This window comes from Candidatus Nanoarchaeia archaeon (assembly GCA_035290625.1).
In the GTDB taxonomy this organism is placed as follows: domain Archaea; phylum Nanobdellota; class Nanobdellia; order Woesearchaeales; family DATDTY01; genus DATDTY01.
This window is the reverse complement of the sequence record DATDTY010000046.1, coordinates 1-21,972: the sequence shown is the minus strand read 5'-3', so window position 1 is coordinate 21,972 and position 21,972 is coordinate 1. Positions and strand designations below refer to the sequence as shown.

At 45.1% G+C, this 21,972-nt stretch carries 22 protein-coding genes and 2 tRNA genes; 12 read left to right on the top strand and 12 right to left on the bottom strand.

Annotation, left to right across the window (positions count from 1 at the left end):
- Positions 1–7 precede the first annotated feature (7 nt).
- The gene (locus VJB08_04270) at positions 8–676 is read left to right on the top strand and encodes a DEAD/DEAH box helicase (GenBank protein ID HLD43173.1); all 669 of its coding nucleotides are present in this window, start codon (positions 8–10) and stop codon (positions 674–676) included.
- Here the strand turns inward: VJB08_04270 and VJB08_04265 are convergent.
- The 8 genes from VJB08_04265 to VJB08_04230 all read right to left on the bottom strand — a co-directional run bounded on the left by VJB08_04265 (position 660) and on the right by VJB08_04230 (position 5,468).
- Positions 660–1,019 (bottom strand): hypothetical protein, encoded by a 360-nt coding sequence (locus VJB08_04265; protein ID HLD43172.1) that lies wholly within the window; start codon positions 1,017–1,019, stop codon positions 660–662. The two genes, VJB08_04270 and VJB08_04265, sit on opposite strands and share 17 nt — an antisense overlap.
- A 1-nt stretch (position 1,020) precedes the next feature.
- On the bottom strand, positions 1,021–1,302 hold the full coding sequence (locus VJB08_04260) for a hypothetical protein (protein HLD43171.1): 282 nt from the start codon (positions 1,300–1,302) through the stop codon (positions 1,021–1,023).
- A gap of 65 nt (positions 1,303–1,367) precedes the next feature.
- Positions 1,368–2,486, bottom strand: coding sequence for a signal recognition particle-docking protein FtsY (gene ftsY / locus VJB08_04255; protein ID HLD43170.1), 1,119 nt, complete (start codon positions 2,484–2,486; stop codon positions 1,368–1,370).
- Positions 2,479–2,886, bottom strand: a complete 408-nt coding sequence (gene pfdA / locus VJB08_04250; GenBank protein HLD43169.1) for a prefoldin subunit alpha — start codon at positions 2,884–2,886, stop codon at positions 2,479–2,481. Before pfdA ends, ftsY begins: the two co-directional genes overlap by 8 nt.
- 56 nt (positions 2,887–2,942) lie before the next feature.
- A complete protein-coding gene (locus tag VJB08_04245; protein ID HLD43168.1) occupies positions 2,943–3,671 on the bottom strand; it encodes a segregation/condensation protein A in 729 nt (242 codons plus the stop codon).
- A 325-nt stretch (positions 3,672–3,996) separates the two neighbouring features.
- Positions 3,997–4,743 (bottom strand): GTPase, encoded by a 747-nt coding sequence (locus tag VJB08_04240; protein ID HLD43167.1) that lies wholly within the window; start codon positions 4,741–4,743, stop codon positions 3,997–3,999.
- A gap of 307 nt (positions 4,744–5,050) precedes the next feature.
- The gene (locus VJB08_04235) at positions 5,051–5,341 is read right to left on the bottom strand and encodes an acylphosphatase (protein ID HLD43166.1); all 291 of its coding nucleotides are present in this window, start codon (positions 5,339–5,341) and stop codon (positions 5,051–5,053) included.
- Positions 5,342–5,352: 11 nt separating this feature from the next.
- Positions 5,353–5,468: transfer RNA gene (locus tag VJB08_04230), tRNA-Val, on the bottom strand.
- Positions 5,469–5,544: 76 nt separating this feature from the next.
- On the opposite strand from VJB08_04230, the gene VJB08_04225 reads away from it, so the two are divergent.
- From VJB08_04225 to VJB08_04190, 8 genes are all read left to right on the top strand, one after another.
- Positions 5,545–6,129, top strand: coding sequence for a hypothetical protein (locus tag VJB08_04225; GenBank protein HLD43165.1), 585 nt, complete (start codon positions 5,545–5,547; stop codon positions 6,127–6,129).
- Positions 6,130–6,170: 41 nt separating this feature from the next.
- Positions 6,171–6,319 (top strand) — tRNA-Ile (locus VJB08_04220).
- A gap of 75 nt (positions 6,320–6,394) precedes the next feature.
- Positions 6,395–7,819 (top strand): radical SAM protein, encoded by a 1,425-nt coding sequence (locus tag VJB08_04215; GenBank protein ID HLD43164.1) that lies wholly within the window; start codon positions 6,395–6,397, stop codon positions 7,817–7,819.
- Positions 7,820–7,852: 33 nt separating this feature from the next.
- Positions 7,853–8,806 carry an NAD-dependent epimerase/dehydratase family protein gene (locus tag VJB08_04210; GenBank protein ID HLD43163.1) on the top strand — a complete coding sequence of 318 codons (954 nt, stop codon included), beginning with the start codon at positions 7,853–7,855 and terminating at the stop codon, positions 8,804–8,806.
- The gene (locus VJB08_04205) at positions 8,803–9,645 is read left to right on the top strand and encodes a glycosyltransferase family 2 protein (protein HLD43162.1); all 843 of its coding nucleotides are present in this window, start codon (positions 8,803–8,805) and stop codon (positions 9,643–9,645) included. The genes VJB08_04210 and VJB08_04205 overlap by 4 nt, the downstream gene beginning before the upstream one ends.
- On the top strand, positions 9,642–10,745 hold the full coding sequence (locus VJB08_04200; GenBank protein ID HLD43161.1) for a DegT/DnrJ/EryC1/StrS family aminotransferase: 1,104 nt from the start codon (positions 9,642–9,644) through the stop codon (positions 10,743–10,745). Before VJB08_04205 ends, VJB08_04200 begins: the two co-directional genes overlap by 4 nt.
- On the top strand, positions 10,742–11,638 hold the full coding sequence (locus VJB08_04195) for a glycosyltransferase family 2 protein (GenBank protein ID HLD43160.1): 897 nt from the start codon (positions 10,742–10,744) through the stop codon (positions 11,636–11,638). The genes VJB08_04200 and VJB08_04195 overlap by 4 nt, the downstream gene beginning before the upstream one ends.
- Entirely contained in the window at positions 11,635–12,867 is a 1,233-nt protein-coding gene (locus tag VJB08_04190) for an HD domain-containing protein (protein ID HLD43159.1), read from the top strand. The genes VJB08_04195 and VJB08_04190 overlap by 4 nt, the downstream gene beginning before the upstream one ends.
- Here VJB08_04190 and VJB08_04185 read toward each other — a convergent pair.
- From VJB08_04185 to VJB08_04170, 4 genes are read right to left on the bottom strand one after another with little or no spacing between them, the layout of a single operon-like run.
- Complete coding sequence (locus tag VJB08_04185) at positions 12,854–14,221, bottom strand: PEP-utilizing enzyme (GenBank protein HLD43158.1); 1,368 nt, start codon at positions 14,219–14,221, stop codon at positions 12,854–12,856. The genes VJB08_04190 and VJB08_04185 overlap by 14 nt on opposite strands.
- Positions 14,222–14,253: 32 nt before the next feature.
- Positions 14,254–14,877 (bottom strand): acyltransferase, encoded by a 624-nt coding sequence (locus VJB08_04180; protein HLD43157.1) that lies wholly within the window; start codon positions 14,875–14,877, stop codon positions 14,254–14,256.
- 3 nt (positions 14,878–14,880) lie between these two features.
- Positions 14,881–15,741: a lysylphosphatidylglycerol synthase domain-containing protein gene (locus VJB08_04175; protein ID HLD43156.1), complete on the bottom strand. Its 861-nt coding sequence runs from the start codon at positions 15,739–15,741 to the stop codon at positions 14,881–14,883.
- Positions 15,741–16,466: a glycosyltransferase family 2 protein gene (locus VJB08_04170; protein HLD43155.1), complete on the bottom strand. Its 726-nt coding sequence runs from the start codon at positions 16,464–16,466 to the stop codon at positions 15,741–15,743. The genes VJB08_04175 and VJB08_04170 overlap by 1 nt, the downstream gene beginning before the upstream one ends.
- Before the next feature lie 247 nt (positions 16,467–16,713).
- On the opposite strand from VJB08_04170, the gene VJB08_04165 reads away from it, so the two are divergent.
- From VJB08_04165 to VJB08_04155, 3 genes are all read left to right on the top strand, one after another.
- A complete protein-coding gene (locus VJB08_04165) occupies positions 16,714–17,811 on the top strand; it encodes a GTP-binding protein (GenBank protein ID HLD43154.1) in 1,098 nt (365 codons plus the stop codon).
- A 201-nt stretch (positions 17,812–18,012) separates the two neighbouring features.
- The gene (locus VJB08_04160) at positions 18,013–18,486 is read left to right on the top strand and encodes a hypothetical protein (protein ID HLD43153.1); all 474 of its coding nucleotides are present in this window, start codon (positions 18,013–18,015) and stop codon (positions 18,484–18,486) included.
- The coding region (locus VJB08_04155; GenBank protein HLD43152.1) for a hypothetical protein at positions 18,470–21,972 on the top strand (3,503 nt) is incomplete at its 3' end. The genes VJB08_04160 and VJB08_04155, both read left to right, overlap by 17 nt.

Sequence of the window (21,972 nt, the reverse complement as noted above, 5' to 3'; positions counted from 1 at the left end):
CAAAGGCATGCAGCTCAAGGACATCCAGCACAAAATACCTCAAGCCCTCTTCAGCATCCTTAAAGCAGAGGGTATAGACGAGCTGAGGCCTTGCCAGGAAAAGGCCATAAAAGCAGGCCTTCTCGAAGGGAAAAACCTCCTGATCTGCACTCCAACTGCATCAGGAAAGACTTTGATTGCTGAGCTTGCAGGGCTCAAAGTAGTGCTTGAGCAGCATAGAAAAATGATCTACATCGTTCCCCTGAAGGCATTAGGCAGCGAAAAGTTCAGGGAATTCAAGCGAAAATACAGCGCCGTGGCAAATGTGGCGCTCTCCATGGGAGACTTTGACTCTGATGATAGCTACCTTGCGAGTTATGATGTAATCATCGCCACTGCCGAGAAGCTTGACTCGCTGCTCAGGCATCAGGCTCCATGGATCGAATACGTCAGCCTTGTTGTTGTTGACGAAGTGCACCTTCTCAACGATCCAGGCAGGGGCCCAACCTTGGAGATTCTTCTGACGCTTCTCAAGGAAAGGCAGGGGCAGATACTGGCACTGTCAGCTACCATAGGCAACCCGCAGGAGCTGGCAGATTGGCTTAAGGCAGAATTGGTTGAAGACTCCTGGAGGCCGGTCAAATTAAAGGAAGGAGTGTACTATAATGGAAAGATCAGGTTTAAAGAAACGGAGTAACTGCAAGGAAGATGACCATGCCCTGAAAGACAAAGGCGCCAACCCATACGAGCCACACCAGCACTGTCTTTGACCAGTTGATGCTGTAAGATTTCTTGAGCAGCACAAGAAAAGCTGCCATTGCAAGGATAAAGGATATGCCAGGAAGGTATGGCAGAGACAGGAAAAAACTCAAAACAAAATAGACAAGCGTAGCAGCCCCAACCACAATGGATGCTGTCTGAAGCGTTGTATCCCTCAGATTGTAGATTTTAGCAACAATAAGTCTCAAGATAGGGATGTTTACTGCTGCGAAAAGAACCGCAGAGATTCCGCTCAACCCAACATCAACGAAGCTTATCATGTTAAATGTCGATCATGACGTATCCGAGCTTTGGAGCAAAAAGATTATAGAGATAGGCTATGATGATGGCAAACACGAATCCTCCGATGAGGCTGATCAGGGTTTCTGTCAGGATATAAGAAAAGCCAACCTGGACTCCCACAAATGGCATCATTCCGGGGATAAACGAGACAATCAAAGTAACTGCAGTTGCGAAGATAAACGTAAAGGTTCCTGCAACAACCCCCGTCACCTTAGCCAGGGAGACTGGATCGATTCGTTTTATCGCCTTAATCCCAACCACCTCTGTTTTACCCCAGGAAGGCTTGGTTTATATAGTTTTGGGTGGCAGAATTGGAGGCCACTGAATCACGCCAACCCCAGCTGCCTCACAATATCCTCAGGCTTAAACTGAACAAGGTCATCATACTCCTGTCCTGTCCCCAAATAAAGAATCGGCTTCTGCGTCACATACGAGACAGAAAGCGCAGCTCCTCCTTTCTCGTCAATATCTGCTTTTGCAAGAATGATAGCGTCTATCCCAATCGCCTCATTGAAGGTCTTTGCCTGTTCAATGCAGTCGTTTCCTGTTATGCTCTCACCCACAAACAGAGTAATATCCGGCTTTGCAACCTTTACAACCTTCTTTAACTCGTCCATGAGATTGGTGTTGCTGTGCATCCTCCCGGCAGTATCAATCAGCACAGCGTCGATATGCCTGCTTTTTGCATGGCTGATTGCATCAAAAGCCACAGCAGCGGGGTCTGATTTATACGTATGCTTGATGACGCGGATCCCAAGCTTGTCGCCATGATGCTGAAGCTGCTCAATTGAAGCTGCCCTGAAGGTATCAGAAGCAGAAAGGACAACAGACAGGCCATTCTGCTGAAGCAGATGGGCGATCTTCGCAATTGAAGTGGTCTTTCCAGAGCCATTAATCCCGACAAAACATATCACAGAGGGCTTCTTAGCCTTCACCTTGTCAATCAGGGAGAAGGAATCAATGGAAAGCACATCCTTGACAGCCTTTCCGAAAGAAGTTTCAATAATCTTCTGGACATCCCCTCTCTTGAGAGGGACCCCTATAAGTTCACCTTTCAGGTCTCCCTTGATCTTCTCGATCACCTCGACAGCAACATTGCTCTCGAGCATCCCTTCCTCCAGAGGCCAAAACAGATCATCAAACTTTGCATCGGAGATTGTGGTTGTCGTAACCTTCTCAGCCAGCGATTGAAAAATGCCTTTTGGCTGCGCTGCTGGCTTGGCTGGCAACTCCCGAGGCTGTTGCACCGGCTTGGCAGCGATCTGTTCATGGAGTGGCTTGGCAGGCCCCTGATTGATTGGGGCTTCTACTGGCATCTCGCTTGCTGGCTTTGCAGGGATGGCCTTTACTGAAACTTGCTTTGGAGGCTCCTCGGCTTTCTTGCCCAACGCCTCAGAAACCTTAGAAATCCCTTTCCTCAATGTATCTTTAAGGAACTTAAACATTGTCTTTCGCTTGCACCAATTCTTGCTCAATGGCTATTGCAGCATGCACCTTGTCATGAAGCACTTCCACCAGGCGCTCGCGGAACTCCATCAAGCTGCTTCGCTGCTCACTCAGCAGATCCTTGGTGCTCTCGATGCTTTTTGGCACAACAATCTGCGACCCAACATTGACAAAGAGTTGATTTGCGTGAGGAAGGCGTGCCTTTGCAAACACTCCGTTGATAATCGGAACAAGGATCTCTGCCTCCTGCAGCGACTTGAATTCATCCAGATCCGAGACAAACCCTTCAAGCTCTGCTGCCTGATTCTCAATGATTGCTATCTGCTGCTGGACCTGTTTGATTTCTACACCCAATTCCTGATACTGCATGAATCTTGCTTCAAGTTCCTTCTTTCCCATACACTCCACGAATAGAACGCCGTATAAAAAGGTTTCGAGTCTGCAAAATGCGTTCACTAATGCAGCACCTTCACAAAAATCTCACCAAACGCCTCTTTCTGCTCCAAATCAACCTTCCGTTCATTAGTAAGATGAAGGAGAGGAACAAAGGTAAGCACCTTGTCCTCCTTTTTGTTCGAAGGAAGAAGCTCTGAAAAAAGCAGATCTCCCTTTTTTCTTGAATAGAGTTCTTTAATCTTAGCATAGAGTTCAAGGATGATAAGGGTGATGTCGCGTTTCTTCTCAGGAAGATCGAGAAGCTTCGGAATAATCGTGTTCAGCACCCTCCTTCTCTTAACCTCAAGCGCCTGCTCCAAAGCCTCAATCAAGTCATAGACAGAGACCTTTCTCTGCCTTGGCTGGGGGGTTTTGAAGAACAGGGATTCCTTCTGCTTCGGCTTCTCTCCTACGGCGTCCACCAAGTCTTCATAGAAGAAATCCTCCTCTTCCTGCTCTGCCTGGCTGAATAAGCGGTCAAGCTCCTCGATATCCCTTCCGACCAGTCTGCTTGACTTGATCTTCAGCAATAAGGCTGCAGCCAAAACAACCTTTCCGGTTATCCTAAAATTAATCTGCTGCAGCTTTTTTAGGGTCTCGATATATACCTTGGTCAGCTTCGAAACATCAATATCCCAGGGATCCATCTGCTCTGTCCTGACAAGATCATAAATCATAGACTGCCACGTAACCTCGTCCTTCTCTGTCAAAAGATCAAGGATCGTCTCATGATGCTGCTTTTGAGGCATGATGAAATGGTGAGAAATGATGTATTTAAAGGTTGTGGGCGTGCAGCCGTGTAGGATGTTTCTGATTTAATGCGTAGACAGGAGATCATATAAGGGACATTTAAAGATTAGTCCTTTGAACATGTATCAATAAGTAACTTTCTATCCAGAATAAACCAAGGAAAGTTATTTCGGAGGTTATAAGAATAGCATTTAGCTGTGCAAGCGGAGCCTACCCATTTGCCTCTCGATTTGAGGAGATCTAGGCAGGGAATGAAACTTGAGTTCAAATTATGATAAAAGTTGTTTCCATCAACAAAGACCATAGCTCTTTTAGAAATATTTTTTATGTTTTTATTTTTCCTGTCTGCCATTCTTTCAGTATGACTACCGCCATGCGTACTGTGTCTGGCTCTCCTGCTTTTAGCAATACTTTTTTCTTTAGCGCTATCTGTTCTAGTGTTTGTTCTTTGTCTTCTGTTACTTCAACTTCATAATGTCTCTCTATTTTTCCGGGGTATTGTTCCATGATGTGCATGACTGCTAGGTCTGGTTCTTTTGTTTTTGCGAAGTCTATAGTTCCAGTAAGTGCGTGTTTGTTTTTGTCTTTTTCTCGATAGGGTATGACTCCCGGCGTGTCCAGGAATGCTATTCTTGATCCGAAGTTTATTTTTTGTACCCCTCTTGTCTGCCCGCTTGTGATGCTTGTTGGTGCTACTTTTCTTCCTTTCAATGCGTTTATCAGTGATGATTTTCCTACGTTTGGATATCCTAAAACTCCAACTTTGATTCTTTCTTTGCTGTCCATCCTTTTTGCTTCTATCAATATTTTTTCTTTGAGGATTGTTGTTCCCAAGAATTCTTTTGATGAGACGAACACTGAGGGTTTTAGTTTGTGCTTGATTTTTTCCATGTATTCTTGTTCTGCAAGGTCGCACTTTGTCATTACGTAGATCAGTTTTTTTCCAGCTGCTCTTATTTTCTCTTCTATCTCTTCGTTTCTTGTCTCTTCTATGAATCTTGAGTCTAGGACTAACAAAAGTATGTCTGCGTCCCCTATTGCTTTTTTGACGACTTGCCAATAGTTTGCCATTTTATTCAAATGTTGGTTTTATGTATTCTGTTGCGTAGCTTCCTTTGTTTAGTTTGAATCTTATCTTTATCTTTCTTTTGTTTGCATTCATCTCGTCATCACTTTCTTCTAACACTTCTAAATCTTCCGCTTCCGCGTATAGTTGTCTTGACACCGATACTCCCAGAAGTAAGGTGCGATAGCCGGTAGTGAGACTTCGTCTCGGACCGACTATCGCTTATGCGATAGCCGGGAATCGAACCCGGATCCCAACGTCTTTACGTAGCAAATACAGAGTTCTGCTATTGGCAACGTTGTATACTGGCCTTTATACTACTATCGCATATCGGATGGAGAAGGATTGAAACTCCTTCTTAACCCTTTCCTCTGTTATCTTGATGCCCCTTACTTTAGCTAAAAACGGGCCTTTCCCGCACCAATCAATAAACTCACGGAGCTTACCAGCCTCTCCCTGGCACACGATTTCAACAGAGCCGTCCTTCATGTTCTGCACCCAGCCATAGATGCCTAAGCGGTCAGCCTTCAGCTTTGAGTTATACCTAAAAAGCACTCCCTGCACTCTTCCTGAAATGATGAGGTGGTATCGTTTTTCAGCCATGATTGATAAAGTGGGTCCGCCCGGACTTTCAGAGCGAAGCTTTAAGCCTTCACCATTCGAACCGGGGACCAACGCCTTGCTTAGCCTCCTTGTAAGGGCGTCATCATAACCGCTAGACCACGGACCCTCATATAAACAGAATAAAAGTGCTTATAAAAAGGTTGTGGAGAGATTTAAATAATCCCTCAGATTTCCCTCACAAAATGAGCGATTCACATGCCTGCAGAGGGGATACTTTCCTGGCAAGAGGGCACTCCAGTGGCTATCCAACAGGACTTAGAAGCGAGCCGAGTATAGAAAACAAGGTAACCCAAGCGATTAGAGGGATATTAGAAGAGCAAGAACTGCTTTCTCAGCGTAGATTGGATGAGGCAGGTTTAGAGGGGGTTGCGTATATCCTTCCTGATGGAAACGGCGCAGGCTTTTATTTTGAGAGTGTATATATGCCTATCCCAAAAGTCCCTATTGCCAGGGATATACTAGAAACCAAAGGAGAGATTCTCACGTGCAGGGATGTGGCTCTGCTTACCCTAATAGTGTATGGCGCGTTTTTAAAGGTAAAAAACATTGATCATGCAGTAGCCATCCGTTTCAATGAACAAGGAGAATTGGCGTGTGGCTCGTATTGTAAGCGTGGCTTTTGTTATGATGAGCCGCATTTTTGGATTGACCCACAAGCAAGGGTTAGGACGAGTTTCAAAGGGCTAAAAACCTATGAAGGTGATGATTTCAGCCCTATTTTTGAGAGGATGGTTCAGATTTATAAAAAGATAATTAAGTGTTCTTAAAAAGGAATATTTAAATAAAAACCTCTGATAACAGTATGCGTGGGCCTGTAGCTTAGCCTGGTGCTGCCAGCGAAGCTGGACGCAGGCAATGGAGCGCCGGTCTTATATGGCAGTGTCTCCATTGGAGATGGCTCTAAGCGAGCCGGTGGTCCGGAGACGAACAGCCGGAATTCAAATCTCCGCAGGCCCATAACTTATTTATAGGAGAAGTTAACCATAGTGAAAACATAAACCATTTAATACCAGCCCAAACCTAACCAGGAAAATGAACATCCTCTTCATCAACCCACCATTGCAGAATCTGATCCAGGCAGAGACGCCAAAATTCGTCACCACAGACCGCGGCTACAATCCTCCGATGGGCCTTATCTGGCTCGCAACCTGCATCAATGCCTGGACTTCTCACAAAGCGTTAGTTCTTGACACTCAGGTTGAAGGGATGTCCTATGAGGATGTGAAAAGGAAAGTCAGGGAGATAAACCCAGACGTAGTAGGGATGGCTGCCTTAACCTTCACGCTTCTCGACTCCTTAAACCTTGCAAAAGCCATCAAGGAGATCAACCCCTGCATCAAGATTGTCTTTGGCGGCCCCCATGCAACCATGTTCCCAAATGAGACGATCCGCCAGCCGAACGTGGATATTGTTGTGGCAGGAGAGGGAGAGAAAACATTTACTGAGTTAATAGAGAATCTCCATAGCGATGAAAAGCTAAGGCAGGTCAGCGGGATCTATTTCAAAAACAAGGAAGGAAGGGTCATCGTGACTCCTCCCAAGCCATTCATCCAGAACTTGGACGAGCTTCCCATGCCTGACCGGACCCTCACCCCTTACAAAAAGTACTACTCAGTATTATCAAAAGCAAATCCCCTTACAACAATGGTCACCAGCAGGGGCTGTCCATACCTCTGCACATTCTGTGATCGCCCACAGGCAGGAGGAAAGACCTTTCGGGCAAGATCAGCGAAGCTTGTAGTAGATGAGATGGAGAGCTGCAAGCAGCTCGGCATCAATGAGATCCTTTTTTATGATGACACCTGGACATTGAACAGGAGAAGGGCAAAGGAGATATGCGATGAGATCCTCAGCAGAAAGCTGGAGATCATCTGGGACTGCAGGACAAGGGTTGATAGCGTTGATGAAGAGCTTCTCAAGCTGATGAAAAAAGCAGGCTGCGAGAGGATCAATTTTGGTGTTGAATCAGGAACAGTAAAAGGCCTGCAGACAGTAAAAAAAGGGGTAACAATTCCTCAGATAGAAAAAGCCTTTAGGCTCTGCAAGGAAGTAGGAATGGATCGCTTGGGCTATTTCATTCTTGGTCTGCCCGGAGAAACAAAAGAAGAGATGCTCGAAACGATCAGGTTTGCAAAAAAGCTTAAGCCTTCATTCTGCCACTTTACTGTTTTTACTCCCTTCCCTGAAACCGAAGTATGGCGCGATTTGCTTAGCCAGGGCAACACCTCAGTCATGGAAGCCTGGAAGAAATACGCAGAAAACCCAACAACTGCATTTGACCCTCCGACCTGCGGCCTCTACCCAAAAGAGGAGCTCTTCAAGATGTGCGAGCACGCCTACAAATCCTTCTACTTCAGGCCAAGATACATCTGGCAGGAGGTGCTTAAAGTGCGCTCTGTCGGAGAGTTCACAAGAAAGGCTGCTGCAGGCATGAAGATACTGCTTTCTCCAAGCTAAACCTTTAAAAACATCTCTCGGTTCTTCTCAGTAATGAAAATCCTTGTGACAGGCGGAGCCGGCTTCATCGGCTCTCATGTATGCGAAGCCCTCATAGCAAGAGGCGATGCTGTCATCTGTGTTGACAATTTCAACGATTACTACAATCCTAAGATAAAGGAAAAGAACATTGAAGGGATAAAGAAGGATAGAAACTTCACAGTATACAAAAAAGATATCACCGAAAAAGACGCATTAAAAGGCATCTTTGAAAAAGAAGCACCTGAAAAAGTCATCCATCTTGCTGCCATGGCAGGAGTGAGATACTCCTCCCAGGAACCGCAGGTCTATGCCAAGGTAAACGGGATAGGGACAATCAACGTCCTTGAGCTTTGCAAGGATTTCAAAGTCAAGTCTGTAGTCTTTTCCTCATCGTCCTCTGTCTACGGCAACAGCTCATTGCCATTTAAAGAAGATCAATCAACTGAGAACCAAGAATCGATCTATGCTGCAACCAAGAAGTCTGCAGAGCTTATATGCAGCTATTACCATAAGCAGTATGGCTTGAACATTGCAATCCTAAGGCTCTTCACAGTCTACGGGCCAAGGGGAAGGCCTGACATGGCAATCTATGGATTCACAGAGAAAATCAACAAAGGAGTCCCAATCGAGATATACGGAGAGGGCACAAAGAGAGACTACACAAACGTAAAAGATACGGTGAGGGCAATCCTCCTCGCATTGGACAAAGAGCTCAAATTTGAGATCATCAATGTGGCAAGTGGGAATCCGGTGGAGCTTCCTGCAATCATTGAGCTGCTGGAAAAGAATATCGGAAAAAAGGCAAAAATTATCAGAAAGCCAGTTCAGAGAGGAGACGTGGACAACACCTGGGCTGACATAACGAAGGCAAAGCTGCTTCTTGGATACAAGCCGAATGTGCCGATAGCAGAAGGCATAAAAGAGTTTGTTGGGTGGTACAAAAGAAGCCAGGGAGCAATGCAATGATAAGCGTCATCATACCTGTGTATAATGAAGAGCAGGCTGTAGAGGAAACTGTCCGCCATGTAAAGAGAGTGATGGACTCCACAAGAAAAACGTATGAGATTATTGCAGTAAACGATGGCTCCACAGACCGCTCATTAGAAATCCTGAAAAGAATGTCGTTTGTGAAGATAATCAATAATCCCTATAACCTCGGCTATGGCGCGTCGATCAAAAAGGCATTGGTGGCTGCTGAGCACGAATGGATCCTGATTCTTGATGCTGACGGAACCTATCCTATCCAGGATATTCCAAAGCTCCTTCTCTATACAGGATATGATATGGTTGTAGGAGCGAGAACAAAGAATCCCCATATCCCCTTGTTCAGGATCCCTGCAAAAAAAATCCTGACAGCATTAGCCAGATTCCTGACAGGAAAGAATATCCCGGATCTCAACTCAGGACTCCGGTTGTTCAGAAAAGGGATTGCAATGAAATTCTTCAACCTTTTCCCACAAGGGTTCTCATTTACGACAACATTAACAATCGCATGCCTCACCAATGAGTATACTGTAAAATTTGTCCCAATACGGTATTTCAGGAGGAAAGGGGTTTCTTCAGTAAAGCCATTCAGGGATTTCAAGAACTTTTGCATGCTCATTATCAGGCTTATGACCTATTTCAGGCCAATGAGGATGTTCGGTCTAGTCAGCGCGGTCTTGATCATGGGAGCGGGGCTTGTATTTGCCTATTCATTTTTTATACTCCATAAATTGATGGACATCAGCGTCATTGTATTGATAGTTGCTGCATTGCAGATTTTCCTCTTCGGAGCCTTGGCAGAGCTCACCATCAGAAAATGAACATCCCTCTGTGTATACCGGAAATCGGAGAAGACGACATTCTGGCAGTCACAGGAGTGCTTTCTTCACGATGGCTTGCCCATGGCCAGAAAAATAAGGAGTTTGAGGAGCATTTCGCAGAATATATTGGCGTGAAGCATGCAGTTACTCTCAACAGCTGCACATCTGCCCTTTTCCTGGCTTGCCAGGAGTTGAAAGGCGAGATCATTCTTCCAAGCTTCACATTTCCTGCCTCTGCCAATGCTGTAGTAGCTGCAGGAGCAAAGCCAGTGTTTGTGGATATTGATCCTAAAACGCTCTGCATCAATCCTGATGCAGTAAGAAAGGCGATCTCTCCAAAGACCACAGCAATCATGCCTGTCCATTACGCTGGACAATCTGCAAACATGGGCCAGATTATGGAGACTGCAGAGGAGCATAATCTTAAAGTTATTGAAGACAGCGCAGAATGCATTGGAGGCACATGGAAAGGGAAGAAAACTGGATCCTTCGGTATCGGGTGCTTCTCATTTTTCCCGACAAAGAACATTACAACAGGCGAAGGAGGCATGATTACAACCAACGATAAGGAGTTTGCAGAGAAGATTGCAGCAATGAGCGCTCATGGCATGCATTCAAAGACAATAGACAGGGAAAAGATGGACAAGCCATGGATTCGCTCCTCGCTGTATCCAGGCCACAATATGCGCATGTCAAATATGCTTGCTGCGTTGGGAGATTCCCAGCTGAAGAAAGTTGACCAGTTCAACGGGAAGAGGAGGCAGCACGCTGCATATCTGAACAGGCAGTTGGAGAATATCCCTGGGCTTAAGGTTCCCTTTGAGCATGAGCATGCAAGGCACACCTATCAGATGTATGTGATTCAGGTGGAAAAAGGCCGTGATAGGATCGTCAATGAGCTGCGAAAGAGAGGAGTGATGGCGTCCGTGCATTTTGATCCTCCTGCCCATACGCAGCCTGCATACAAAGCATATGAGAGACTCAGGCTTCCTGTGACAGAAAGTGCTTCAAAGGCATGCATCACCCTTCCTATGTTCCCAGGTTTGCAGCAAGAGCAGCTTGACTTTATGGTAAATGCTGTTAAGGAAGTGATACAATGATAAAAGATGGAAGCAGCATGAAGAAGGTTGTAGTGTATATTCCCGCATATAACGAAGAAGCAACAATCGGCAGGATCATAGACACAATCAAAGAGACCTACAGGGAAAGAAAAAGGTATACTGTTGAGGTTATTGTTGTGAATGACGGCTCACGTGACCATACAGCAAAAATAGGCAGGGAGAAAGGAGTCAGGGTCATCACGCATCCGTTCAACCGCGGTTTAGGTGCAGCAACCCGGACAGGCATGGAGACTGCAAGAGAGATGGGAGCTGATATTGCAGTCAAGATCGATGCAGACTATCAGCACGATCCCCTGGATATCGAAAAGGTTATTGCACCGATACTCGAAGACAGGGCTGATGCAGTCTTTGGCTCAAGGTTTCTCGGCTCAATAGAGTATAGCATGCCCGCATATCGAAAAGCAGGGAATTCATTCTTCAGCTGGGTTACCTCAAAGTTCACTGGGTTGAGGATAACTGACGGCCAAACCGGGATTATGGCGTTCCACAGGCGCTACCTTGACAGGATGCAGATGATGTCTGACTACAATGAGACCCAGCAGCTGATCATTGATGCATGGAGAAAGAATATGCGTGTCATTGAAGTTCCAGTTGTCTTCCATAAGAGGACTGCCGGCAAATCATTCATCTCATTGAAATATCCCTTCAAAGTGCTGCCCAATATCCTGCGATTGTATTACCACACATTCCCATTAAAGATATTTGTTCCTCTGGGAAGCCTTGTGCTGCTCTTCGGCCTTTTGGTCGGCTACCTTGTAAGGGTTGGAGCAATAACAAGATTCGGCGATGATTCTGCAGTTATCCTTATCATTATGGGCGTGCAGATTTTGCTGTTCGGGCTGATTGCAGACATGATCAGCCAGAAGCGATGAGCAGGCAGCTGGCTGACAGGGTATACGGGTCTGTTGATCTTGACGAATTGCAAACCAGCCTGAAATCCACAGAGCCTGTCCTTGAAGCCGAAGGCCTCACGCAGCTTGGCTTGTCGTCAAATCTCTTTCCAAATGCAACACATCGGCGCAGGGAACATCTTATTGGCTCATCTATTCTTGCTGGGCTCTTTAGCCGCTATCTGAACCTGTCTAAACAAGAGACTTACACATTAGAATCTGCAGCAATGCTCCATGACATCGGCCATTCTCCATTCTCTCACGCAGCTGAGAAGTTCCTCAATGAGAACCACTTTCACCACGAGAAAGAGTCTGTAAAGAGGATTAGAGAATCGAAGGAAATCCTGGATGTATTAAAAGAATTCAACGTGGATCCTGATGAAGTCATCGCGCTTATAGACGGTAAGTATAGGGGAAACCCTTATGGCCAGCAGTTGATTGCAGGCTCTTTGGATGTAGACCGCCTGGATTATCTCATGAGGGATTCTACCAATACGACAGGATTCGGAGACAGCCTTAAGCATGAAAGATTTATTCAGTGCTCAGGCATTGATGGAAAAATCATCTACTTTACACAGGACTGCCTTCCAAATATCGAGATGTTTATCACAGTGTACAGGAATATGTATTTGGGAGTATATCACAACAGGAACACCTGCGCATTTGATGAGATGCTGCACACTGCTCTGGAGCTGAGAAAAAAAGAGATTGGAGAGCTAATGAACTACTCAGAGGAAGGATTGAAGAAGAAGTTGCTCGAAGAGAATAACGGAGATCCCAGACAGCAGGCAGCGGCATACCTTGCCAGAATGGTCTTCCAGAAGCAGGAGCCCTACCGGGATTTGTTTTTTGTTGGTCTAGAAGATAAAGAAACTATAAGAGAAATCAGGCGAAGGCGGGGAACTCCCATAGAGACTGAGACACTGAATGAGGAGATAAGGAAAGGGTTGCAGATCGAGCGGCATCAGGTGATCTGCGTAGACCAGAAGATTCCGGATGCCCAGCCAAAACTTTCAACTGACACCTATATCAAGCCTTTCCAGTCAGGATCAGAGGATGCCAAAATCATAAGGCTTGAGGAGTTCAGGCCTGGCCTCCCTCACATGGACAAGAGGCATCTCTTCCCATTCTCATTTCGAGTCATTGCCCCACAGGAAATAGCATACAATCCTGAAAATAGAAAGAGGGCAGAGGAGATTATTTTGGGGTGATCTTCCTCACAATGCCCTTCTCTGCATCAACCTCGACAAGATCCCCATCTTTGAATACCTGTGTGGCAATGGAAGTCCCGATGATACATGGAATGTTAAATTCCCGGCTTACGACAGCAGCATGAGAGGTTATGCCTCCTCTGTCAGTAACAACTGCTCTGGCTTTTTTGAATGCAGGAACAAAATCAGGCGTCGTTTCAGGAGCAACAAGAATCTCGCCTTCATGAAATCTCTTGGCATCCTCATTTCTAATAAGAAGCCTCACCTTCCCTCGAGCAATTCCTCTGCATGCAACGGAGCCTCTGACTTCAGTAATATCAGAGGACTGCTTTGGCCGCATCACTCCAAGGAGTGCATTGACCTCAGCACCAGTAAGAATCTTCTGCTTTCCATTTTCAATAACAGCACCAAAAAGATTCTTTCTTGAGACAATATCAATGGCGCTAAGGTGTTTTTTGAATCCATCTAATGCAGACAGGATCTCGTCTTCAGAAAGCCAGTTTGCATCCATACCTATAGCAGTGGTTACCTGATCAAGCAAAAGCCTGGCCCGAAATGCAACAATATCAGAAACCTCTGCGCAAAGGAGGCGCAGGTATGATAGCTCGCTGGCAGACTTAACAGGAGGATGAGTTGAAGTTCTTGTTTCAGATGGCGCAGGGATGCCCCTGTGTATCTCTTCTAACAGTTTCTCCTTTGTGAAAGGTTCGCCTGCAAGATGATGCGTCCCAACCCATTCAAATTCAGAGATGTGCGCATTCAAAAATCTGGAGATTTCTTCATCATTCTCTATTTCAGGCAAGGATTTCCCATTTAAGCCCTTTGAGTCAATCAATGCGGAAATCCTAAGAGCATCGAGTTGCTGCTTCATAAGATAAGTAGGTTCAGGAACGCACACCTCATGAGCCAGTTCAGCAAGAGGGATTCCTTTCTCAGAGGCATATGCAGATAGTTGTTTTTCCACTGCTTCACCTATCGGAGAAATCATAATCCAAGGAGCGGTAATCGTACGAAAGGTTGCAAAAAAGAATCTGGTTCTCTCAAGCAGGCTTCCATCTGCGCTGTCTGTGCTAAATCTCTCTGATGCCTTTAATGCATTATCCAAGGTTTTTCTGCAATACAGGATAAACCTCCTGACAAATAAGGGATCAGTGCATACCTTTTCTCGGATTGCCTCCCAATCTAGAGACCTGTACCAAAAATGTCCGTCCAGCACAACAAAATCTCCCTTGATGCCTGCCAAGCCAAGTTTAGCCTGCAAATCAGGATTATACCACAGATTCCAGAAACTGATAGAAAGCACGGATTGATGCCATTGCCCCATATAACCACAATCTGATTTTTGGATATCCATATTCTATCTCCAGCACTCAACAAAAATAGTAATTAATTAGCTTCCCTTCTATCCTTTATCACCTTTGCAGGCACTCCTCCAACGATGGAATACGGAGCCACATCTTTTGTCACAACAGCCCCTGCTCCGACAATGGAATGCTTGCCAATCGTGACTCCCTGCACAATAGTTGCATTATTGCCAATCCAGACATCGTCCTCAACCACAATCGGCTTCAGGATAAAGCCCTGCTGCTTGATCGGTTTCTCAGGATCAGAATGGCCATGATTCCAGGTGAAAAACCCGATGTTTGGCCCAAGCCTGACCCAGTTTCCAAGCTTGATGCCCCCTCGTGCATGGAAATAGCAGTGCTCATTGATGCTGCAGTTATCCCCTACTTCCATGTTCTCGGGGAAAAGGATTTTTACTCCCTCCATGATGATGCAGCGCTTCCCTAATTTCTTGAATAAGAGCTTATAGAGCCCATACCTTGCGATAATGCCCCACCCTCCGGGTATCCACCGAAACACAAAAACAATTGGCTCAAGGATGAAGTAATCCCAAATCAATCTAAAAAGCGATATCGACGCAGATGTTTTTTTGAGGATGCGATATGCTGCAAAAAGGCCAATAATTAAGAGAGCTCCAAGGATGCTCAAGACCAGTTGTAGTGCCATAGTTCATCTCCTTTTCAGCATCAAATGGGAAGCAAATGCCAGTATCCCCAGCACGGTATACTGTCCAAAAAGATTCACAATGGCAAATGCTCCAACAATCCCTTTATCAGATGCTAATAGTGTGGTAAATAAAAAGGTTAGGGTCAGCTCCCTGCTTCCAACCCCTCCAGGCAGGCCGCTCAATATCCCGAGCAGAGAGGAAGCTGCCATGATCTGGCAAAACAGAAAGAAAGGAGCCTCAAGCCCGACAGCAAATGCAAAGAGGTATTGCGTAAAAAAAACCGCAAGCCAGATAAGCAATGCCTGGCCTCCCAGCATTAAAAAATTGCTAATACTGAATATTCTGAGTAGATGTACATCAAATTGAGGAAAAAACCTTGTGATCAATGGCTTTAAAAAGAAAATTCCAAGAACGAGGATGCTCAATACGCCCAATAGAACAAAAATAAGAAATTTAAGATTCAAAGCAGCCAGCAAAAACAACGAGAAAACAACAAAAACAACAGAATCAGAGAATTTCTCCAGAATATAACAAACACCAAGCGCCTTCTTGTCAGCATCTTTGTAATAGAAGAGCTTTCCTCCTTCTCCTAGCTTTCCCGGAGTCACTAAACCAAATGAGGTCACAACATTATGTATCAAGAAATGCGTAAAATACGGTCGGACAATGCCTGCCTTATTGCTCAGCATGCCAAATCTGACGGCCTTCAGGAATTGGGAAAGAAGTAAGACGATCAATCCCAAAAAAAACCAGCCCCACGTGACAGAAACTGTCTGAAATGCAGTAAACACATCGACCCAAGTGAGAAAGAACAGGAACAACAACACCGAGACTGCAATCTTGACAACGAGTTTCCATTTCATCAGAAATCGTATTTCCCTCTCCAGTTGCGGTAGATAATCTTCAGGACATCAATTCCGTATGTAAAGGGATTGAGATGGCTCTTCTCAGTTGAGTAGCGCGTTGGGATCGGAATCTCCTTAACCCTAAGCTTCTTCTTTGCAGCCATGAGCAGCATCTCTCCGTCAAAATGGAAGGTGTTGCTTAATTTCTCAAAAGGGATATTTTCCAATGCCCTCTTTGAATAGAGCATATACCCCGAGTGATACTCAGCCATATTGAGCCCATAGGCGAGATTCTCGAGAAAGGTCAAGAACTTATTGCCAAGATATTTGTAGAGCGGCATCCCTCCCTTAATTGCACCTCCTGCAAGCATCCTGCTTCCCTGCACAACATCATATCCATGCTCAAATGGATCAAGCAAGGTGTGCATGATCTCCGGCGCATATTGGCCGTCAGAATGCAGCAGCACGCCAATATCAGCCCCTTCCTTCACAGCTTCCTCAAACCCAGTCTTCTGTGCAGCTCCGTATCCCTTATTTTTTGGATGCGTCAGTATCCTTATTTTTTTGTATGTCTCCTTCAATCCTTCTATGACGATTCCAGTATCATCAGCGCTTCCATCATTGACTATGATGATTTGGAAGAGATTCTTCATCAGAGAAGGAGGGATTCGTTCTAAAACACTTCCAATGGTGCTGCTTGCATTGTATGCAGGCATGACAACGATGATTTTTTGATTTGGCATACAAGGTGATGGTTGCTCCGTGAATTATAAACCTTTCCACAACCTTGTCGCATTGAAAAGTCATGCAGCGCCCTCTCGTGAGCCATCTTAAAATAAGACAGCAGAGCGACAAGGGGGGTTGCCCCCTTCGGGGAATGTCGCTGTTCTGCCTGACTTGCGCATGGCGAACATGGCGCTGCCGAGCGAAGCGAGCAACTTTTCAATGCGACCCACAACCTTATTAAATCCGCATCTTTCCTTTCAGTCCATGCCTGAGTACAACTCAAAGATAAGGGAGTTTGAGGAAGAGCTCAAAAAGACAAAATACAATAAAAAGACGCAGCATCACGTTGGTTTAGTAAAGGCAAAGATTGCAGCATTGCGCGATAAGGAGCAAAGCAGGGCTGCAGGAAAAGGGAAGACCTACAGCTATGACGTGAGGAAAACCGGAGACGCTTCAGCAGTCATCCTCGGTTACCCTTCAGTCGGAAAATCCACGCTTCTGAATAAGCTCACCAATCAGGAATCCAAGACAGCCGCGTACGCGTTCACCACGCTTACAGTGATCCCGGGGTTATTGGAGCATAAAGGCGCAAAAATCCAGATCCTTGACGTTCCTGGAATTGTGAAAGGCGCTGCTGCAGGTACAGGCAGGGGAAAAGAGGTCCTTGCCGTCATGCGCAGCGCAAACCTGGTTATTATCCTTATAGATGTCAACAGCCAGGATCACCTGAATGTTCTGATCAGGGAGATATTTGAATCAGGGATCCGGATCAACCAGAAAAGGCCTGACGTCAAGATCAAGAAGACTGCCCGGGGAGGGATTCGCATCGGCAAGACAGTAAAGAAGCTCACCCTTACAGACGCCACAATACAGGGGATTATGAAAGAGATGGGGATTATGAACGCAGAGGTTGTTATTCGGGAAGATATTAGTGATGACCAGTTGATTGACTGCATCGAAGATAACCGCATCTATCTTCCTGCAATAACTGTGGTCAACAAGATTGACATGGTTGATCCTGAGAAAGCAAAGGCTGTTGCCAGGGATGTTAAAGCCGATATCCTGGTGTCGGCGGAGAAAGGGATCAACATCGAACAGCTAAAAGAGGCCATATTCAGGAAACTAAACTTCATAAGGATGTATATGAAGGAGCCTGGCAAGAAGCCTGATATGGAAGAGCCTTTGATCATGACGCATGGATGCACAATCAGGGATGTCTGCAGAAAGCTCCATAGGGAGTTTGAGTCCAAGTTCAAGTTTGCAAGGCTCTGGGGCCCAACCGCAAAGTTTCCTGGCCAGAAGATTTTGAGGCTGGACACGGTGTTGAAAGATACAGATGTTCTTGAGATTCATCTGATATGAGCCGGCCTCCAAACAGGCCCAAGTATTTCTGGTTCTTATTCATCATTCTCCTACAGTAGGGAAGTTACATTAAAGATAAGTAATAAAATAACTAATATACATTTTTAATAAGTATTATTACATTAATAATAGGTAATTCTACATGAAAGATAAGTTTAAAATAGCAAGGTTTATAAGGCATAAGGGCAAGAAGAGAGTACTGTGCAAAAGAAATCTCAGGCAGAGCTGAAGAGAGCCCTCAGTTCATTGGTAAAGAGCCTGAAAGCCTCTGGCTCAATCTCAAGGGAAGAGTTGCTCTCATTCTTTGAAGAAGACATGCTTCCAGTTGATATCTTCACCTCAAAGCTCGGCATTCTTGAAGCTGCAGTAAAATACCTTCACGAGCAGAAAGCCGAGAGTTTCTCATCCATTGCAAGAAAGCTGAACCGCAACCCACGCACGATATGGGCTTCCTTTACAGCTGCAAAGCGAAAACATCCTTCCAGATTCAGGATTAAAGGAGAAGCTGGAATTCCTTTGAAAGCCTTGGCAAAAAGAAATCTTTCGCCTCTCGAATCGATTTCACTTGAGCTCAGCCACCTTCCCTATCATCAGATTGCTAAACTCCTGCACAGGGATCAGAGAAACATCTGGAATACAGTCAATAAAGCAAGGAAACATGAGAAAAGAGCGTAAAAGGCAGTTAAGGCAGTATATCCGCAAGCAGCGGAGATCTGGCTACTCATACAGCTCTGTTTACAAAGCCATCCTCACATATGGCTATGATGAGGACATTGCAAAAAGCCTGGTTCAGAGGGAAATGCAGGCAAGCGCGGCAAAAGTAATAGGGATTATAGGTGTGCTCCTCATAATAATCGTGTTTGGCCTGTCCAATATCATTAATGGCCCTACAGGATTTGTTCCTCAGGGAAAAACAAAGGTGTATACTGAGACGCTCAACCAGTCATTCACCTCATCTCAGATCATAGACTGGAAACCTGTAAGGCGGGATATAGGCTGGGTAAAGATCTCCGGCACGTACATAGGAACAAAGCCAATGAAGATCTACTTTATAGCCAATGACACAAGACTGCTGCTCTTTGAATACCCCACAAATACAACTGAAGGAATCCTTATCACAGGATTCGCTGTGAGCAATGAGAGCAATCTAAGCTCAAATGTTTCAGATGTTGAAATTGGCGCAAACGAGACAAGCAGCAATCTTACCAATGCGGTTGATGATCTTACAAAGAAGGGAGCAAATGAAAGCGCACCAACAACAAACGAGACTGGAAAAAGTGACAGTATAGGCAAGGCAGAAGAGAGTATAATAAATGATACAACAGAGCATACTGAAATCCAGGCAGGAAATGAAACCGCAAGCAATATCTCCATCATCCTGAAGCCTGCAAAAAGCATTGCAACAAAGAAAGACGCCGTAACCGTGGACATTGATGCAGCGTTCTCCTGGAACACAAGCTCCGAAACGCTATGTACCAGGTGGGAAGCCTATTCATACGATACCGAGATTTCCACATTTACTTGCCAGGGATCGGAGGAATGCTGCGCATCGATGGGCCTTGATTCAGCATCAGAGCAATGGAACGATACCTATTACGCCCAGTATGGAAGAAACGGAGCAACAGAAAGAAACACAATAGCAGCCTCTGTGCTTTATCATAAGTTTGATATCGAAAACCTCACGATTCAGAGCGCTATAAGCAATCTCGTAGCCGTAAACATCACCTTCGTTGATGCGATTATCGAGTTTACAGACCAATGCAGGGAAACATGCGCTATCAGCCTTAACCAGTCTGAGTATAAGATTGAAGTAGAACTGGAGGAAGGCAAGGTTATGCTCAATTCCATAGCGTATACCTCAACTGAAAATGCAAGACCATCCTGCAGCATCATCCCCAACATCAGCTTTTTGGCAGGAACAAAAACTGAACTTGACCTTTCGCAGTATTGTTCTGACCCTGATAATGATACTCTCATCTATGCATTGCCTTCGATTGAGAATATAACTTTCAGCATTAATGGCAATCTCCTCTCCCTTTCAGCCGATTCGCCAACACAGCAATTTGCTTACCTTGCAGTTTCAGACGGCATTGCTTCCTTCATCTCAAATGTGTTTGAGATTAATGTTTTGCCTGAGAATACTTCAATCACAACAAGAAAACCAAGCGTCGTTGTTGGCAAGCCTGTAAAATGGACGAAAATTGTCAATTTGAGCACAGAGACTGCAAGCTTCAATATAGAGATTCATCCAGAGGCAACAAATATCACAGTAAGAAAGATTGAGGATCAGGAAGCCAAAGAAATAGCCAAAGAGAAGTTGAAAGTCAGGGAAAACGCAACAGTAAAGACGCTTGAGGACTTTGAGGATGAAAGAAAAGAGAAAGCCATTAACAGCCAGAAACCTGAGAATGCGATTACAGGGAATGTTGTTGCTGAGATACTGGCGCAAGAAAACACTACAGAGCTCATTATCGAAGAGAACATAACCGAGGCTGAGGTGGAGTACTATACTGAAGGCCCGGCAGCAGAGGAATTCAATATCTCAGATACAAGAAAAACAATCACCATTTCCTCAGGCATCCATTATGAGGATATCCTTGCGTTTACAGAACTGCCGAGAGAGGTTTCCAATAACCAATTCTCATTATATTGGCTTGTTAATAATTCAAAAATAAAAATAGAAACAACAAACTATGATACGAATAACAATAGCTTGATTGATTACATTGAATGGATAGTTCCTTCATTAAGCAATCAAACCTATGAATTAAGCCTTGAAATCCTTACACTTCACTCTGTTGCGAAATTAGGAGAGAACTGGACAGTGTATTTCAACACAACAGGAATTGGAAACTTAACAATCTCATTGATAACCAATGAAACCTATAACACAACCTGGGGAGAATGGCCAATAGATGATAATGCAACCCGAGATCATCTTCGGTTTATTGATTTAAAGGCAAGGATTGGAAATGTAAATAATATATCAAATGAATCAGATACGAATTCAACAAATGAATCAAATGAGTACGCATCCATTGATCATGAAAAAGGATTAGACCCAATAACAAACAAAATAATAAAAATAACAAAACAGGATTGGAACTACACTGAAGGAGTTCTTATCAATGAATGGTTGGTTGAAGCTCATCATGCCATCAAGTTTGAGTTCAATGATATTATTGCGTATGCATTGAATGCACCGCCCACCCAAAGTGCTCCTATCCTCAACTCAACAGAGACTTCAAACATAACGACACAGAACCTAACATGCTATAACCGAAGCACAGCAGGAGATGGGACCGTAAACGTCACCAGCATCTTCACCTGGTACAGGAATGGGGTACTGAATGTCTCTTCCGGAATAATTAATGGAACTATATCTGACAATGGGTTAGTTGCATGGTATCCTTTTGACAATGATTACTATGATTACGGGCTAAGCTATAATGGAACAAGGAATGGAAACACATTTATCAACAGGAGCGGCGGAAATAGGATAGGAGGGGGGGCGGCCCAATTTGACGGAGATGTGGATTATATCAATGTTACGAACCACACAGGCTTGAACATCGTAACTGCTCTCACGATTGAGGCATGGTTCTATGCATCAAAGCTTGAAAATTCCAAACAGTCTCTCTCTGATTCCTTCACAGACCCCCGAAGAATTGCGAATACAACAAATGTATCAGTTAATTTCAGCACAGGCAGGATTTCATTAGAAACAGTCTCTTCAACATCAGAGCAACAGGTAAATTTCACCGCAAACGGAACATGGACAAAGCCTGCAGGAGTTGTTTCAGTAAATATAACGCTGGTTGCAGGAGGCGGAGGAGGCGGAGGAGGCGGAGGGGTGGGTTCAGGAGATGGAGGAACTGGAGGGACTGGAGGAAATACGACATTCAACGGAGCAGTAGCAACGAGCGGAACTGGAGGGACTGGAGGAAAGTGCGGAGGAGGGTCTCCATGCTTCGGTCAGGCAGGCGCAGCAGGATCACCAAATGGGGGCAATGGAGGGGCTGGAAGTTCCAATCCTCCCACATGCGGAAGTGATGGAAGTAGCGGAACAGGAGGGTCAAGTGGAGGAAGCGGCGGAGCAGGCGGAGCAGGGCAATGCGCCGATCCAAATGATGGAGGGGGCGGGGGCGGAGGGGGGGGAGG